Source organism: Paenibacillus sp. FSL R10-2748, assembly GCF_038005565.1.
Lineage (GTDB): Bacteria > Bacillota > Bacilli > Paenibacillales > Paenibacillaceae > Paenibacillus > Paenibacillus polymyxa_B.
Genome location: NZ_JBBOTK010000001.1, coordinates 668,706 through 684,545 on the forward strand (window position 1 = coordinate 668,706; position 15,840 = coordinate 684,545).

General features: G+C 47.8%; 14 protein-coding genes. 3 read left to right on the forward strand and 11 right to left on the reverse strand.

Annotated elements, in window-relative coordinates; all coding sequences use genetic code 11:
* Nucleotides 1-155: 155 nt before the first annotated feature.
* From pstB to NSS66_RS03175, 4 genes are all read right to left on the reverse strand, one after another.
* Nucleotides 156-998, reverse strand: a complete 843-nt coding sequence (pstB, locus tag NSS66_RS03160; RefSeq protein ID WP_023987911.1) for a phosphate ABC transporter ATP-binding protein PstB — start codon at nt 996-998, stop codon at nt 156-158.
* Nucleotides 999-1,015: 17 nt separating this feature from the next.
* Nucleotides 1,016-1,912 carry a phosphate ABC transporter permease PstA gene (gene pstA, locus NSS66_RS03165; protein WP_023987910.1) on the reverse strand — a complete coding sequence of 299 codons (897 nt, stop codon included), beginning with the start codon at nt 1,910-1,912 and terminating at the stop codon, nt 1,016-1,018.
* A complete protein-coding gene (gene pstC, locus NSS66_RS03170; protein ID WP_013370343.1) occupies nt 1,912-2,844 on the reverse strand; it encodes a phosphate ABC transporter permease subunit PstC in 933 nt (310 codons plus the stop codon). The genes pstA and pstC overlap by 1 nt, the downstream gene beginning before the upstream one ends.
* Before the next feature lie 106 nt (nt 2,845-2,950).
* Nucleotides 2,951-3,874 (reverse strand): phosphate ABC transporter substrate-binding protein PstS family protein, encoded by a 924-nt coding sequence (locus NSS66_RS03175; protein ID WP_025722004.1) that lies wholly within the window; start codon nt 3,872-3,874, stop codon nt 2,951-2,953.
* Between the two features lie 207 nt (nt 3,875-4,081).
* Here NSS66_RS03175 and NSS66_RS03180 point away from each other — a divergent pair, with 207 nt between their 5' ends.
* Nucleotides 4,082-4,978 carry a LysR family transcriptional regulator gene (locus NSS66_RS03180; protein WP_160789319.1) on the forward strand — a complete coding sequence of 299 codons (897 nt, stop codon included), beginning with the start codon at nt 4,082-4,084 and terminating at the stop codon, nt 4,976-4,978.
* Between the two features lie 98 nt (nt 4,979-5,076).
* Here the strand turns inward: NSS66_RS03180 and pyk are convergent, their stop codons facing one another.
* From pyk to NSS66_RS03210, 6 genes are all read right to left on the reverse strand, one after another.
* Nucleotides 5,077-6,507: a pyruvate kinase gene (pyk, locus tag NSS66_RS03185; protein ID WP_023987907.1), complete on the reverse strand. Its 1,431-nt coding sequence runs from the start codon at nt 6,505-6,507 to the stop codon at nt 5,077-5,079.
* A 125-nt stretch (nt 6,508-6,632) separates the two neighbouring features.
* Nucleotides 6,633-7,616 (reverse strand): acetyl-CoA carboxylase carboxyltransferase subunit alpha, encoded by a 984-nt coding sequence (locus NSS66_RS03190; protein ID WP_023987906.1) that lies wholly within the window; start codon nt 7,614-7,616, stop codon nt 6,633-6,635.
* Nucleotides 7,617-8,510: an acetyl-CoA carboxylase, carboxyltransferase subunit beta gene (gene accD, locus NSS66_RS03195; RefSeq protein WP_013309586.1), complete on the reverse strand. Its 894-nt coding sequence runs from the start codon at nt 8,508-8,510 to the stop codon at nt 7,617-7,619.
* 180 nt (nt 8,511-8,690) lie between these two features.
* Complete coding sequence (locus NSS66_RS03200) at nt 8,691-8,879, reverse strand: hypothetical protein (RefSeq protein ID WP_013309585.1); 189 nt, start codon at nt 8,877-8,879, stop codon at nt 8,691-8,693.
* Nucleotides 8,880-9,032: 153 nt separating this feature from the next.
* Complete coding sequence (locus NSS66_RS03205) at nt 9,033-9,530, reverse strand: phosphatidylglycerophosphatase A family protein (protein WP_023987905.1); 498 nt, start codon at nt 9,528-9,530, stop codon at nt 9,033-9,035.
* 167 nt (nt 9,531-9,697) lie between these two features.
* On the reverse strand, nt 9,698-13,375 hold the full coding sequence (locus NSS66_RS03210; protein WP_340958445.1) for a DNA polymerase III subunit alpha: 3,678 nt from the start codon (nt 13,373-13,375) through the stop codon (nt 9,698-9,700).
* A gap of 137 nt (nt 13,376-13,512) precedes the next feature.
* Here NSS66_RS03210 and NSS66_RS03215 point away from each other — a divergent pair, with 137 nt between their 5' ends.
* Complete coding sequence (locus NSS66_RS03215; protein WP_013309582.1) at nt 13,513-13,842, forward strand: YtrH family sporulation protein; 330 nt, start codon at nt 13,513-13,515, stop codon at nt 13,840-13,842.
* 12 nt (nt 13,843-13,854) lie between these two features.
* Nucleotides 13,855-14,352 (forward strand): hypothetical protein, encoded by a 498-nt coding sequence (locus NSS66_RS03220; RefSeq protein WP_023987904.1) that lies wholly within the window; start codon nt 13,855-13,857, stop codon nt 14,350-14,352.
* A gap of 44 nt (nt 14,353-14,396) precedes the next feature.
* On the opposite strand, the gene NSS66_RS03225 is transcribed toward NSS66_RS03220, so the two are convergent.
* Nucleotides 14,397-15,731 carry a DRTGG domain-containing protein gene (locus tag NSS66_RS03225; RefSeq protein ID WP_013309580.1) on the reverse strand — a complete coding sequence of 445 codons (1,335 nt, stop codon included), beginning with the start codon at nt 15,729-15,731 and terminating at the stop codon, nt 14,397-14,399.
* Between the last annotated feature and the right edge of the window lie 109 nt (nt 15,732-15,840).

Sequence of the window (15,840 nt, forward strand, 5' to 3'; positions counted from 1 at the left end):
TGAAAATATATCCAAACGATCAATATATTTTAATTTACTAATAGATTAAAAAAGTTACAAAACGTTGAAAACAATAAAAATCCTCTTACTAATGCTGGATTAGTAAGAGGATTTTACGTGCAGCTAATATATAGTAGGTCGATGAGCAACATCGCTTAACCAAATCGACCCATGATGTACTCCTGAGTCAGCTCATTTTCAGGATTCGTGAAAATATCGTTCGTTTTCCCATGTTCAACCAGACTTCCGATATAAAAATAAGCAGTATAATCGGAAATTCGTGCAGCCTGCTGCATATTGTGCGTCACAATAACGATGCGCAGTTCTTTTTTTAATTCGGTAATGAGCTCTTCTACCTTGCCTGTAGACACAGGGTCCAGCGCGGAGGCTGGCTCGTCAAGCAATAGAATTTTCGGTTGAACGGATAGTGCACGTGCAATGCAAAGCCGCTGCTGTTGCCCGCCAGACAGCGCCAGAGCGGAGTCATGAAGGCGATCCTTGACCTCATCCCATAATGCTGCTTTACGCAGGCTGCTTTCGACGATTTCATCAAGCTGTTTCTTCTTGCGCACCCCACGGTATTTGGGACCGAAGGCGATATTATTGTAAATAGATTTGTAAAAAGGGTTGGGACGCTGCCACACCATGCCAATTTGCTGACGCAGCTTGATCACGTCCGTTTCCGGTGCTGTCAAATCCTGTCCATCCATCCAGATGTGACCCGTTGTAGAGGAAGATGCAATCTCATCATTCATTCGATTAAGGGAGCGCAAAAAGGTCGATTTACCGCAGCCGGAAGGCCCGATCAGGGCAGTCACAGTCTGCTCGGGAAAGGCCAGATTCACTTTTTTCACAGCCTCAAAGCTGCCATAATAAATACTCAAATCCTCAGTACTGAACGGATGCGGCGGTTGCCCCGCAAGCTGTTCCGAACGCGTAGACTGAACGGATGTTGCTGGTGCGGCGGTTTTTGCCGTTCGCGTAATCACATGTTCCATTGTTCTCCATCCCCTTTCTAATCCATACGTTTGGCAGCTGTCAGACGGCGGTATACAACTCTTCCGAACCATCTTGCACTCAAGTTGAATGCAAGCACAAGCAGCACCAGTACGGCAGAAGCGCCTGCAGCAATATCTTTGGAGTCAGGAGCAATCCCCTCACTGTTGACCTTCCAAATATGAACAGCCAATGTTTCAGCAGGTCGCATCGGGTTAATAGGCGATCTGGCATGCAATGGATTCCAATCGGTAAAATCAAGCGGCGGCGTACTCATCCCTGCTGTAAACAGCAGTGCGGCGGCTTCCCCGAAAATACGGCCTGCGGCCAAAATCGTACCCGTAATCAAGCTTGGCAGCGCAGCTGGCAACAAAATGGAGGTGATGATTTTCCACTTGGATAATCCAAGCGCGAGTCCAGCTTCCTTTTGCTCCTTCGGCACAGCTCGGAAAGCCTGCTCAGTTGTGCGAACCATCAGCGGCAGGTTGAATACGGCCAAAGCCAAGGCTCCTGATAAGAGGGAAAAGCCAAAATCAAACGTATTTACGATAAGTAGTAGTCCAAACAATCCGATGACGATAGACGGGAAGGAGGACAATACTTCGACGACAAGTCGTATAAAGTCCGTAATTTTCCCCGGCTTTGCATATTGCGCCATGTAAATACCTGCGCCCCAGCCAATCGGAATGGTGATAATCAAAGTTAAGATTAACAAAAATACGGAATTAAATAGTTGTGGGCCAATGCCACCGCCTGCACGTAATGTTTGGGGAGCACTGGTTAAAAAGTCAAAAGAAATATGACTGACTCCGCGGGCCAAAATGAAGCCCAGTAATCCCACCAAAAGTGCAACAATGAACAAGGCGAAGAAACAGATTACAAATGTAGCGATCTTGTCGGTCGTTTTAGCTTTCATCAAACCCGGTTTCTCCTTTCAAGCAGCCTTACCAGCAGCACGAAAATGAATGTCATGAGCAGAAGAACAAGCGCCATGCTCCAGAGAGCATTGTTATGAACGGAGCCCATCGCTGTATTCCCCATGCTAAGTGTAATGACGCTGGTCAAGGTCGAAGCGGATTCCAGCAAGGAATGCGGTATGTGCGGAGCATTCCCGATTACCATCTGTACAGCCAACGCTTCTCCGAAGGCACGAGCCATACCGAGAATAATTCCTGTTAAAAGAGCAGGCAGCAGCGTCGGAATAATAACACGGGCAATTGTCTGCCAGCGGGTAGCACCCAAAGCATAAGAGGATTCACGCAGCCCCCCCGGTAAGGAAGACAATGCATCCGCCATAATACTCGTAATCGTCGGCAAAATCATGACTGACAACACTAGGCAGCCTGCCAGAATGCCAATGCCTTGTCCTCCAAACACGTTCCGCAGCAGCGGGACGATGACGGTCAAGCCGACAAAGCCATATACAACCGACGGAATACCAGATAATAATTCAATCGCGGGTTGAAGGATACGTTTACCCGATTTCGGCACGATTTCCGTCATAAATAAAGCCGCACATAAGCTGAGCGGACTGGCAATTAAAGCCGCCAGTATGGTTACTGCAAAAGAACCCGTAATAAACGGAAGCGCTCCGAAGGACTTAGGCTCGCCATCCGGGCTCCATTTGGTTCCAAAGAAAAACTCTCGCAGACTGACTCCATTCACCGCAAATGTAGCTACACCTTTGGAGGCAACAAAATATACGATGGAGACAATGACTGCAACTAAAAAAACGACACAAACCGACGTATATATGCGGCCGGTCCATTCTTCCCAGTAATGTCTTTCTTTCATAACTCGGGATCGTTTATTCTGTTCCATGTATGCCTTCCCTTCAATTGGTTCCATACTGTAACTCCTTTAACCGAAGAATAGAGGCAGGACGCTAGTCCGCCTCTTCTTCGTGAATATACTCGCGTTAGCTGCGTTCATCGAACAGGAGGTGTGACTCTCCTTATTTCGTGATATTACCGTCAGCATCACGTTTCACTTGCATACCTGCTACTGGAATGTATCCCAAGTCTACGACATCCGTTTTTTGGATTTCATCTGACAGAATGTAGTCAAGGAATGCTTTTACATGCTCTTTTGGCTCACCTTTAGTGTACATATGCTCGTAAGCCCATACTGGATATTTACCTTGTTCTACATTTTCAACGTTAGCTTCAACGCCATCATATTTCAAAGTAGTTACTGTGTTGTCGATGTAGGACAGAGCCAGATAACCAATCGCACCCGGTGTTTCAGCAATCAGTTTTTTCACAGTACCGGAGGAATCTTCTTGAATGGAGCCCGGCAGATCTTCCGTTTTTTGTCCCAATGCGTATTTTTCAAATGTTGCACGAGTACCGGAGCTGCTTGGACGGTTTACGATAACGATTTTTTGATCTGCACCGCCAACTTCTTTCCAGTTCGTGATTTTACCTGTAAAGATTTGTACCAATTGATCTTTTTTCAGGTCTGTAACGCCTACTTTAGGATTCGCTACCGCTGACATGGCTACAACAGCTACTTGGTGATCGACCAGTTCATCTGCGCCGCTCTCCAGTTTTTCTTTTGCAAACACGTCGGAGTTACCGATGTCCGCTTGTCCGCCGGAAACTTGAGTCAAGCCAGTACCGCTACCGCCGCCCTGTACTTGAACTGCAATGCCTTTATATTTATCGACAGCCATAAATTTTTGTCCCGCTTGCTCTACCAATGGTTGAAGTGCAGTGGAGCCAACAGCCAGAATATTTCCTGTCAGTTCAGCAGCTGCTTTATTGTCTGTTCCTGTAGCAGCTTCTCCTTGTGGTGCAGCATTGTTACCTGATCCGCAAGCTGCAAGTGCAAATACCATGGTGAGAGTCATCAGAATGAACGGCCATTTTTTCAACATTTTTTATTGTCCTCCCCTTAGTTAAGTGACGGTTTTTTATTTATGACCATCAACACTTTTACATTGTAGGCCTGGAATGTTAGACGAACGACGTGGTTTTGTAAAACAAATATAAAATATTGATAGATAAATTATTTTTCGGTATATAATTAATCTATAGTTTGAAATTCACATATGAACGACATATAAGGAGAGCTGCTGGATTCCATGAATATTCTAAAATTGCGTATCTTGATGCTGATCGACAAATTCCATAAGGCAACGGATGTGGCCGAAGCTTTGCAAGTCAAACAACCTACCGTCAGCTTTCATATGAAAAGCTTGGAAAAGGAAATGGGTGTTTCCCTATTCTCTCTTCAACAAGGCAGGATTATGCTAACGGAAGCTGGAAAAAAATTATTACCTTACGCAAAACAGATCATCTCTCTGGAGCAAGAAGCTAGACAAGCTGTAGATGAACTGACAGAAGAGTCACAGGGTCAATTACATCTGAGTGCAGAGTCGATATCAGGTACGTATCTCCTCCCCACTTTGATGGCTAAGTTTGCTCAACGATATCCAGATTGTCGTATTCAGTTGGAGATTCAATCCCCGGATGCCATTAAGCAGCTACTGAAACAGGGAGAAATTGATTTTGCTTTTCTCGACGATAGAGATTCTCTTTCAGAGTATACGGTGGCAGAGCCAGTGGCTTCAGATCAAGTAGGAGTTATCCGTTCTGCATCTGCACTTGCACCTGCATCCATATCAGAGGAGTTCGATGGACCCGATATGCTGGACAAGCACACATGGGTAAAATATAGCGGTTCATCAGTTGTAGATCAGTATTCCTCGCTAGTTAAGCCTCATCTGGAAATCAACTCTTGGGAAGCGGTAAAGCAAGTCGTAAGCGGCGGAGAAGCGCTTGCCTTCTTTCCTGCAAGTGGAGTCGATAATAATGAAAATGCTGTTCCCTCGGTGGAATGGCTTCCTTATCCCGAGGCTGATAACAAAAGGAGTCATTATCAAATAAACATCGTGTACCAACAAGATACACACATGAACTTGACGCAACAGGCATTCCTTGATTTCATACGACGAGAAGGACTGGAAATGAAAAGCTAGAGAGCATAAAAAAAGAGCATCCAAGTCTTATTGACTTGAATGCTCTTTTGCTTGTTGTAACGAATACATACAGCCTCGGTATTATTTCGAGACTTTAATTACGCTTGTGCTGGAACGCAGCTAATTTTGATCAGGTTCGTAGAACCGGAATCACCAAGAGGTACGCCCGCAGTAATCACAACCAAATCGCCCTCTTTAACGAGGCCAGATTTGCGACCGCCTTCCAGCGCATTGTCAAACAGACTATCTGTTGTGTCAACGACTGGTCTGCCTTGTACTGCATGTACGCCCCAGATCAGAGCCAAACGGCGAACTGTTCTTTCCTGTGTTGTAACAGCAACAATCGGAGCTTCAGGACGGTATTTAGAAATCATACGCGCCGTTGTTCCGCTTTGTGTGGACGTCAGGATCGCTTTGGCATGCAGGTCAAGTGCAGAAATAGAAACAGATTGACTGATTGCTTCTGTAATACTAATTTCTTGAGCCGTTCTTTGTTTTTTGAACAAATCACGGTAGTTCAGAGAAGACTCAGCTTTTTCTGCAATACGTGACATCGTCAATACGGATTCTACCGGATATTTACCCGCAGCTGTTTCGCCGGACAGCATAATTGCGTCTGTTCCGTCAAAAATAGCATTCGCCACGTCACTTGCTTCCGCACGAGTCGGACGCGGGTTACGTTGCATGGAATCCAGCATTTGTGTTGCCGTAATAACAGGCTTGCCAGCTACATTACATTTGTTAATCATCAATTTTTGCGCCAGAGGCACTTCTTCAGCAGGAATTTCCACACCGAGGTCACCACGAGCAACCATCAGGCCATCCGAAGCTTCCAAAATTTCATCCAGGTTGTCAACACCTTGCTGATTTTCTATTTTGGAGATGATTTGAATATGACTTGCGTTGTGTTTCGCCAGCAATTCGCGGATTTCCAGCACATCACTTGCTTTACGAACAAAAGAAGCCGCGATGAAATCAATGTCCTGCTCAATACCGAAAATGATATCATTAGCATCTTTTTCCGTAATACCAGGCAAAGAAATAGCGACGCCTGGAACGTTAACGCCCTTCTTGCTCTTGATCGTTCCGCCATTAACAATGCGGCATTTGATTTCAGTGCCTGATACTTCAATAACGGTGAGTCCGATCAGACCATCGTCGATCAGAATGGTGGAGCCGGGCTCCACGTCCGAGGGAAGATCTTTGTACGTAATAGAAATACGATCTTGCGTACCGAGAATTTCTTCCGTTGTCAGCGTAATGAACTCGTCCTGAACAAGCTCAATAGGTTCAACTTCGAGCTTTCCTGTCCGGATTTCCGGCCCCTTCGTATCGAGCAAAATAGCAACGTTCTTGTTAAGCTCCTTACAAGCTTGACGGATGTTTTTAATCCGGTTGCCATGCTCCTCGAAATCACCGTGAGAGAAATTCAGGCGGGCTACGTTCATACCAGCCAAAATCAGTTTCTTCACATTTTCCAATGACTCACTGGAAGGACCGATGGTACATACAATCTTAGTTTTGCGCATTTGGGTTTTTCCTCCGTTTTCAAAGGTGCTACTCTTTATATCTTTTTCCAACAATTAAATCTACTACACTTTTTCCTATTTGTATAGGAAGTTCGTCATATTTATTGTTACCCGTTTACAGCGTATTACAACATAGGCTCAGATTCCGAAGACTTCAAGAAGGTGTATTGACCTATTTTTCGGAATTTTTGATACCGATCTTCCCTCAATTCATCGCAGCTCATATTCGTAAGGTCTGCCAAATGACGTTCCAATAGCTCCTTGATTGCGGCAGCGGTCACTTCATAGTTACGATGCGCGCCTCCTTTCGGCTCCGGCACAATATCCTCGATAATTTCCATGCGCAGGAGGTCATTAGCCGTAATCTTCATGGCTTCAGCTGCCTGATCGGCCTTGGAAGCATCTTTCCATAGAATCGAGGCAGCACCGTTTGGAGAAATGGCCGAATAAATGGCATGTTCCAGCATCAGCACACGGTTACCGACTGCAAACGCAAGCGCACCGCCGCTTCCACCCTCGCCGATGACCACACAAATAACAGGCACCGAAAGCTTTGCCATCTCCCGCAAGTTGCGGGCAATCGCTTCCGATTGACCTCTCTCCTCTGCTGTATTACCCGGATAAGCGCCCTTCGTATCAATGAATGTAATAATTGGGCGTTTGAATTTATCAGCCTGCTGCATCAGACGCAAGCCTTTACGAAATCCTTCCGGATGAGCACTACCAAAGAAACGTGCAATGTTATCTTTCGTATCCTTACCACGCTGTTGACCAATGACGGTCACCGGAATACCATTTAGCTTGGCAATTCCGCCCACAACCGCCAGATCGTCTCCAAACAAGCGGTCGCCGTGTAATTCAATAAAGTCCGTAAACACCTGCTCAATCAGATCAAGAGACGTTGGTCTTTGATGATGACGGGCCAAATGCATTTTTTGTGGTGCTGTAATGTTCGAATATATTTCTTCTTCCATCTCGAGATAACGGTCCTCGAGACGGTTGATTTCATCTGTAAAATCAATTTGCTTATCCTGTCCGAATTGCTTGAGTTCTTCGATCTTCTGTCGCATCTCGACCAGGGGCTTTTCATAAGGCAATTCACCAGCCATCTATTCCACCCCTTTCACACTGTGCAGATCAAGCAGTTGCCCGAGGGTATCACGCAGTTCCTTGCGGTGTACAACCATATCCAATTGTCCGTGCTGCAAATTAAATTCGGATGTTTGAAAATCATCCGGCAACTTCTGTCTGATTGTCTGTTCAATTACAATACGCCCTGCAAAGCCGAATACAGCTCCTGGCTCCGCAATATTAATATCTCCAAGCGTAGCAAAGCTGGCGGATACTCCGCCTGTAGTCGGGTCGGTGATAACAGAAATATAGAGCAAGCCCTGCTCATCCAGACGAGCAAGAGCAGCACTTGTTTTGGCCATCTGCATCAAGCTTAAAATACTTTCCTGCATACGTGCCCCGCCAGAAGTTGAGAAAATAATTAGCGGCAGACGCTTGTCTATTGCTTGCTCAATGGCGCGGGTAATTTTCTCTCCTACGACCGAACCCATACTGCCGGTAAAAAAGTCAAAGCTCATCACAGCAACGACAACAGGATGTCCATAAATAAGGCCGTCGCCTGTAACGACAGCCTCTCGCAAGCCAGATTTCAGGGTCTGTTGCTCCAGCTTGCTCGCATATCCCGGAAAGTCCAGCGGGTCAACCGAAATCATATCTGCATCATATTCCGTAAATGTGTCTTCGTCGAGCACCATGCGAATGCGATCCATTGCATTCAAACGCATATGGTATCCGCACACCGGACACACTTTCAAATTTTTCTCTAGTTCTTTGCTGTATTGAATACTTCCGCACTTGCCACATTTGGTCATAAGACCTTCGGGAATTTCCCGTTTGGGACGATCCGGCATGTCCGCTTGATCGCCGCTCAGCGCCCGTTCCGAAGGGATGGTCGCGTATTTACGCTTCTTTTGGAATAAATCTTTAAACACAACTACACCTCTCCAGCCGTTTATTTGTCAGCCGTAACCGATACAAGGTCCTCTGCCGTCTATGCGGCACCTCTAAGCATTATGTTCATACACACGTCAACGCCTGTTACTAAAACATTACCGCCGATCGTGCATCCTTTGTTCCACTCATGCTGCTGTATCACTTCCGCCGTTCCGGACTCAAGGGCGCAAAATCGAATTAAGCACTTCCTGTATTTCTTCGACTTCACCCGAAGGCACAAGTATCTCAAACTGTTGCTTGGATGCGCTGATGGCCCGGGCCTGCACCATAAAACCTTCTTCAGACAGTTTGAGCTTAATCATGTCAGCCAGTCTGGCCGTCGGTGCAATATAAATCACCGTCCACATGCCTTGTTTCTACCCCCTAAGCCTCAAGTTTTGAGCCCATATAATAGACTCATGATAACATACCTTACTTTTTTCCCGCAACAAAAGCCCTCCTGATCATTCAAGTTCCGTCGGAGGGCCTAGAAAATCATCAACTCTGTCCACACAGGTCAATTAAGCATCCAATGATGCAGGATAATGCTTAGCATGGAGGCTCCGATGTGCAATGCGCGAAGAAGCAGCGGCAGCCAGTCCGGCGACAAGATCGTCTAAAAACACATGAATACCACTGCCTTTTTGGTTCAGCTGTTCAATAATCCCCGTCTTTTCCTTATCCAGATAACCAAAACTGGTTAAGCCGATCATACCGTACACACTCGTAATTCCAAGAGCCAGTGTCTCGTCCACTCCGTACAGCGGTTCGTCAGCCTCCATAATGGCTTGCAATGGCTGGGGGAGAAGTTTTTTTTCGGCCAGTTCATCAAGCGCAATACCTGTGAGCAACGTATATTGAACCTCGCGCTTTTGCAAAACCGCTTTGACACTGTCTATACATTCTTCCATCGTCAAATGAGGATAATATTTTAGCTGAAGCTGAAAAACAATGTCCGCAATGGACTCGATCCGAATGCCTCTGCGATTTAACAAAGTTTCTGCATATTCATAGGACATAATTTCCCTCCCGCTTTCACCGTGCAGTTCTATTCTTTCACCGTACGGGACCTTATGGTGCAGGGTACGTGTTGAATCTCCTGTTCCGCCAGTTTTCCAAGTGTATGCGGGAGGGAAGGAAAATGTTCATTAAACCGTTACAATAAGGGCGCTTTGCTGTGTGCCTATCATTTGACTTTCACCGTGCCTTCACCCAACATCGACTCCATTTGATCAAAAAGCTGAGGAGAAGGCTTAATGTTGTAAGCATCGCTCAACGCAAGCAGACGCTGGTTGCTCTCATAAAAAAGCACGGTAGGCATAGCACCGGAATGCTCCTGTAGCAGTGCCTTGAGACTGACCAGCAAGCTGGCGTCCTCCTCGGCATGGCGAGTGATTTTGACAAACACCCGCTGACGAGTGGTCCGCTCCACGCTGCGCGGGACCGGCACCTGTTCACCGCGATCCGCTTCGGCTCCGCGCGGTGAAGCAGCCGTCACGGGACGGGCCGCCTTCGGCTGAGGCGAAGCAGATGCAGTGGCTGCCGAAGGCGAGGGTGACACACGCGGCGCTCTCCCGCCTGGGCCGCCAGCAGCAGAACCAGCAGCTGGTACGGATGCTCCAGCTGTGGCGGACGAGCGCGTACTGGCACGTCGGCGCTGGAGGAGCCGTGCCAGCGAGTCTTCCGCCAGCGGGGCGGTCTCATCCGCAAGGAGCTTGAAGTGCTCGTCCTGCTGCTGCATCTTGGCTCGAAGCGTAAGCAAAGCTCCCTTTTCAATCCACTGCTGGCTTCGCTTCCATACCTCAGGAAACAGCACAACCTCACAGCGCTCAATCTGATCCTCCAGCTCAATAAAGGCCATAGCCTTACCCTGCTTGGTCGTAATCGTTTTGAGTGACACTACCATGCCTGCAGTCACAACAACCGTTTCATCAGGGACATCGCCCAGCTCCATCAAACGATCCGCCTCGCTGCTTTCCAACAGCGACTCAAAATCATCCAACGGATGCCCCGATAAATACAGTCCCAGCAGTTCACGTTCCAGCTCTAATTGCTGGCTGGCACTAAATTGGGGTACATTGGGATATTCGATATCCCAATTGGGCATTTCCACAAAACCAAACATATCAATTTGCAAGTCATCCCGTTCCTTGCGCCATTTGACGGCTGCATCCACCGTTTCATCCAGCATGGCAAGCAACTGTGCCCGATGACCCGTCAACGAATCAAAGGCCCCTGCCTGAATAAGCGATTCAATTACTCTCTTATTACATACCCGCAAATCGACACGTCGACAAAAATCGAGCAGGCTGTCGAAAGGCCGTTCCTTGCGAACAGCGAGAATGCTCTCCATCGCCTGTGTGCCGACATTTTTAATCGCAGCCAGGCCGAAGCGGATGCCTCCCTGCTGTAACGGAGTAAACAGCACCCCGCTCTCATTCACATCAGGTGGCAACACTGCGATATCCATACGACGGCATTCGACAACATATTCAGCCACTTTTCGATGACTTCCCATCACCGCTGTCAGCATTGAAGCCATAAATTGTACCGGATAATGGGCCTTTAAATAAGCCGTCTGAAATGCTAGCACACCATAAGCAGCTGCATGGGCACGCGGGAAGCCGTAGTCAGCAAAACGGACAATCATATCGTAAACCCTTCCGGCCTCCTCCTCCGTGTATCCCTGCTTGATACTGCCTTCGACAAAATGCCCGCGCTCCAGATCCAGCACTTCGCGCTTTTTCTTGGACACAGCCCGGCGCAACAGATCGGCTTCTCCCAGGGAAAAACCCGCCATGCGCGAAGCAATCTGCATGATTTGCTCCTGATACACAATAATACCGTACGTGTCCTTTAAGATCGGTTCCAGGTCAGGATGCGGATAAGAAATCTCAATCTGACCATGTTTGGCCTGTATAAAGTTAGGAATAAATCCCATCGGGCCCGGACGATACAAAGCCAGGACAGAAATGATATCCTCGAATACACTCGGCTTCAAATCCTTGAGTACCCGGCGTACACCAGCCGACTCCAGCTGGAATACGCCTCCTGTATCTCCTTTGCCCAGCAAGTCATAGGTATGTGGATCATTATCGGGAATACGGCTAAAATCAGGCGTTTCTCCATGGTCTTCCGCAATCCAGTGTATGCACCGTTCAATAATGGAGAGTGTACGCAGCCCAAGGAAATCCATTTTAAGCAAACCAATGCGCTCTAGATTTTCCATCGAGTACTGCGTCAAAGGTACCCCTTCACTCCCCTCTTGAAGCGGAACCGCATCGGTCAATGGAGTCCGCGAAATGACAACACCTGCTGCATGTGTCGAAGCATGACGAGGCATTCCTTCAACCTTGATCGCCATATCCAGCAGTTCACGTGTCTTGGGCTTCGTTTCATATAGCGTTTTCAGCTCCGGGGTAATTTCCAACGCATGACGGATATTAATGCCTAGCTGCGCCGGAATCAGCTTGGCTGCCTTGTCCACCTCGCCATATGGCACGTTCAATACACGACCGACGTCACGGACAGCGGCTCTTGCCGCCAGCGTTCCAAAGGTAATAATTTGCGCTACATGCTCATTTCCGTACTTTTGTACTACATAGTCGATAACCTCGTCACGCCGTTCATCACTAAAATCAATATCTATATCCGGCATACTAATTCGTTCGGGATTCAGAAACCGTTCAAAGAGCAGGTTGTATTTCATCGGATCGACATTCGTGATATTAAGCACATAGGCAACCAAACTGCCTGCTGAGGAACCCCGCCCCGGTCCCGTTGCTATCTTATGCTTATGAGCGAAGGCAATAAAATCCCATACAATCAGGAAATAATCGCTGAAACCCATACTGTCAATGGTATTTAACTCATAGTTTAGCCGTTGGTTCAGCCTTTCCCGTTCCTCCGGCTGCTCCCATCCGGGATCGCTTCCATAGCGACGCTCCAGCCCTTGCACACACAGATTGCGTAAATAGGACGAAGAGGTCATTCCTTCCGGCAGCGGACGATATTCAGGCAAAATGGATTGACCGAATTCCAGCTCCAGTTCGCATTTTTCAGCAATACGCACCGTGTTGGCGATGGCTTCTGCCACATGCGGGAATAAACGAGCCATATCCTCCTGACTTTTCAGATACAACTGACGTGTTGGTATACGCAAGCGCTCCTCATCGTCAACTGTCTTCCCTGTCCCGATACAGATCAGAACGTCCTGCACGTCTGCATCTGGCTCAGTCAAGTAATGCACGTCATTCGTCGCCACCAGTGGAATATCCAGTTCCTTCGCCAGTGCGATCAAGAGAGGATTTACGCGTTTTTGCTCCGATAGACCATGATCCTGGAGTTCCAGATAAAAATCATCGCCAAAAATGTTACGATATCGCTCCGCTGCTCGTCGTGCTTCAGCTTCCCGACCATGCAGTAAATGCTGCGGCACTTCACCGCCCAAACAAGCGCTCAGGCATATGATGCCTTCATGATGGGCAGCCAAAGCCTCCATGTCGATGCGCGGCTTGTAGTGAAAGCCCTCCAAATGGCCGATGGAGCACAGCTTCATCAGATTTTGATAGCCTGTTTTATTTTTGGCGAGCAAAATTAAATGATATATGGGCTGATCCTTCCGGCTGCCACGCTCCTTGCGCGATCCTGCCGTCATATAGGCCTCACACCCGATAATCGGCTTAATGCCGTTCTCTACACACGCTCTATAAAAAGGAATGGCACCGTACATGACCCCGTGATCTGTAAGGGCCAGCGCCTTCATTCCGTAAGCTGATGCCTGTTTGACCAACTCCGCGGTACGAGCCGCGCCGTCCAGCAGGCTGTACTCGCTATGAACATGCAAATGCACAAATGAACTCATGCGCTTCTCTTCCTTTCACCGCTTGATTTTCTTCAAACTATTTTATCATATCCGCGTTAGTAGCGCCCATAGAATAAAAGTACAGACCTCGGCGGACAAGCGCCGTCCTGATTCGTATACCTAAGGAGGAAAAGAGCATGAGCACTTTTATATCCAAAGCGATTCTCGACTTCTTCATTGCCTTCGGCATCGTGCTCGGGGGAGCCATGCTCGGCGGAATGGGAGCTGTGGTATCGCTTCAGCCGCCTACCCAGACGATGCTGGAGGTTGCTGGAAGAATTAAAATATGGGCGCTTGCCGCTGCTGTGGGGGGGACGATGGACCCGATCCGGGTCATTGAAAGCAATATGTTAGATGGTAATTTGTCACCTGCCATTAAGCAGATATTGTATTTGATTTTCGCCTTTTTAGGCGCTCATATGGGTGCAGAGCTGGTCAAGTGGGTATGCGGCAACGGACGGCCGTGAGGTGAAACGACTATGAGAGTCCCCCCTTTTGAGCGCCTGCGCCCTTTTATGCAATTATCCTCCGTCTTTGTACTCGGTATGATTACGGGAGGAATGATCTACAATGCCATCTGGCATGCCAGCTTCAATCAGCTATGGACGAACAACCAGGATCTTCAATTCCAGCTCCAGCAAGCCGAGGAGGACAACAAAACATTGCGCAAATACAGCAAGCGCCAAACCGTTGTCAAAGAGATCAAGCTGATTCCGGAGGAAGCTTCGGCCGAAAAAATTGATTCTATCAACCTAAAGGAACTTCTGCGCCGTGTCAGTCGTGATCTGGAGGTGCTGCGTGGCAGAGATATGTTTGAGATTGACTCTGACAGCAAGCTGGTACGTATGTTGCTGCACCAAAAAAAATACACCGTTCGTGACAAGGAGTATACGATCCAGGTCAAAACGATGCTTGTAATGGAAGGTGTGCTGCAAATTTGGCTGGAAGCAAAAGAAAGATTGCCTGAAAGCCACTAAGTCGATCTATTCGCCTTCACACCTTGCTCCAATCCATTGGTAGACTAACCATGTTCAATGGATTGAAGCGTCATCACTGCTTTGCATACCAAATGATTTTCCCGTGAAATTGCAATTTCTAGCTTGCAGGTACGGCGACTCATCTCAAGCAACAACGGACGAAGAACGACAGCATCCTCTATCTGTACGGGTCTAATAAAATAAGTCGTTAAATTGTCCAGCACATAATCCTTGCCGGTCATGTCTCTAGCTGCCCGGTAGCCCGCTTGTGTCATCACGTTGACCAATACGCCTTCCGAGATCGTACCTAAATTGGTCGCCATTTGCGGAATGATAAAACCGCGAAAAAATAACGATCCATCCTCATTACGCTCTTCAGCAAACCCGTTCCAGATCAACTGGTCGAACGTCTCGCCAAGTTGTGGCTGCTTTTGGGCGTTACGCAGCGCCTCCAGCACCTCACGCCGTGTAACGGACCCGAGCAGCTTGCGGTTGCGGTCCACGACCGGCAAGTAATCCACACCTTCCCACGCCATCATTTGCGCGGCTGAAGCCAGCGAGGTCTGGTAAGTGACCGTTATCGGATTGCGGATCAGACATTTATCCATCGTATGCTCAGGTTGAAGCCCCTCCACATCTTTGCGGCTGACGATACCAATTAAACGATTCCATTCATCCACTATTGCAAAATGATGATGTCCAGTCGTCACCGAAAGTTCTTCAAACTCGGTAAGCGTGCTGTTGATTTTCAAGGTCAACGTTTTCGGTTTGCCTGCCGCAATGTCTTCAATCAGCATAATTTTCTTTTTGATCAAGCGGTCAAATATGGCTCTATTAATCATAGATGCCACTGTAAAAGTATCATGGCGTGAGGAAATAATCGGCAGACTGATCTTGTCTGCGAGCTGCTTAACCTCTCGGCTCGTACCGAATCCCCCTGTAATCAGCACACCTGCCCCCTGCTCCAATGCAAGTGAATGCGCATCCTCACGGTTACCAACGATCAGCAAACTGCCAGCGTCAATATAACGGGCCATAGCTTCCTCGCGCATCGCCCCAATAACATACTTGTGCAAGGGCTTCTCCAGCCCCTCACTTCCGCCCAGCACATGTCCCTCTACAATATTCACGACATCTGCAAAGGTCAGCTGCTCGGACAAGCCGCGCGGACGCTTCTCTACTCGTACTGTTCCGATCCGTTCCTTGGTAATGACAATTCCCAGGTTCTCGGCTTCCTTCACGGCCCGATAGGCCGTTCCTTCGCTGACGCTCATTTCTTTAGCCAACCTGCGCACAGAAATTTTGGAGCCTATTTTCAACTGCTCGATATGTCGCAATAGCTGCTCATGCTTCGTAACTGTTTCATCTAGCCCGTCCAACTCTGTTACACCCCCAACGTTCAATCTGTATCATTCTGTATCTATTATAGCACAAAATACCTTTATTTTAGACCTTTGTTCATTTTGAGTTTTCTGCTTCGGAAATAGC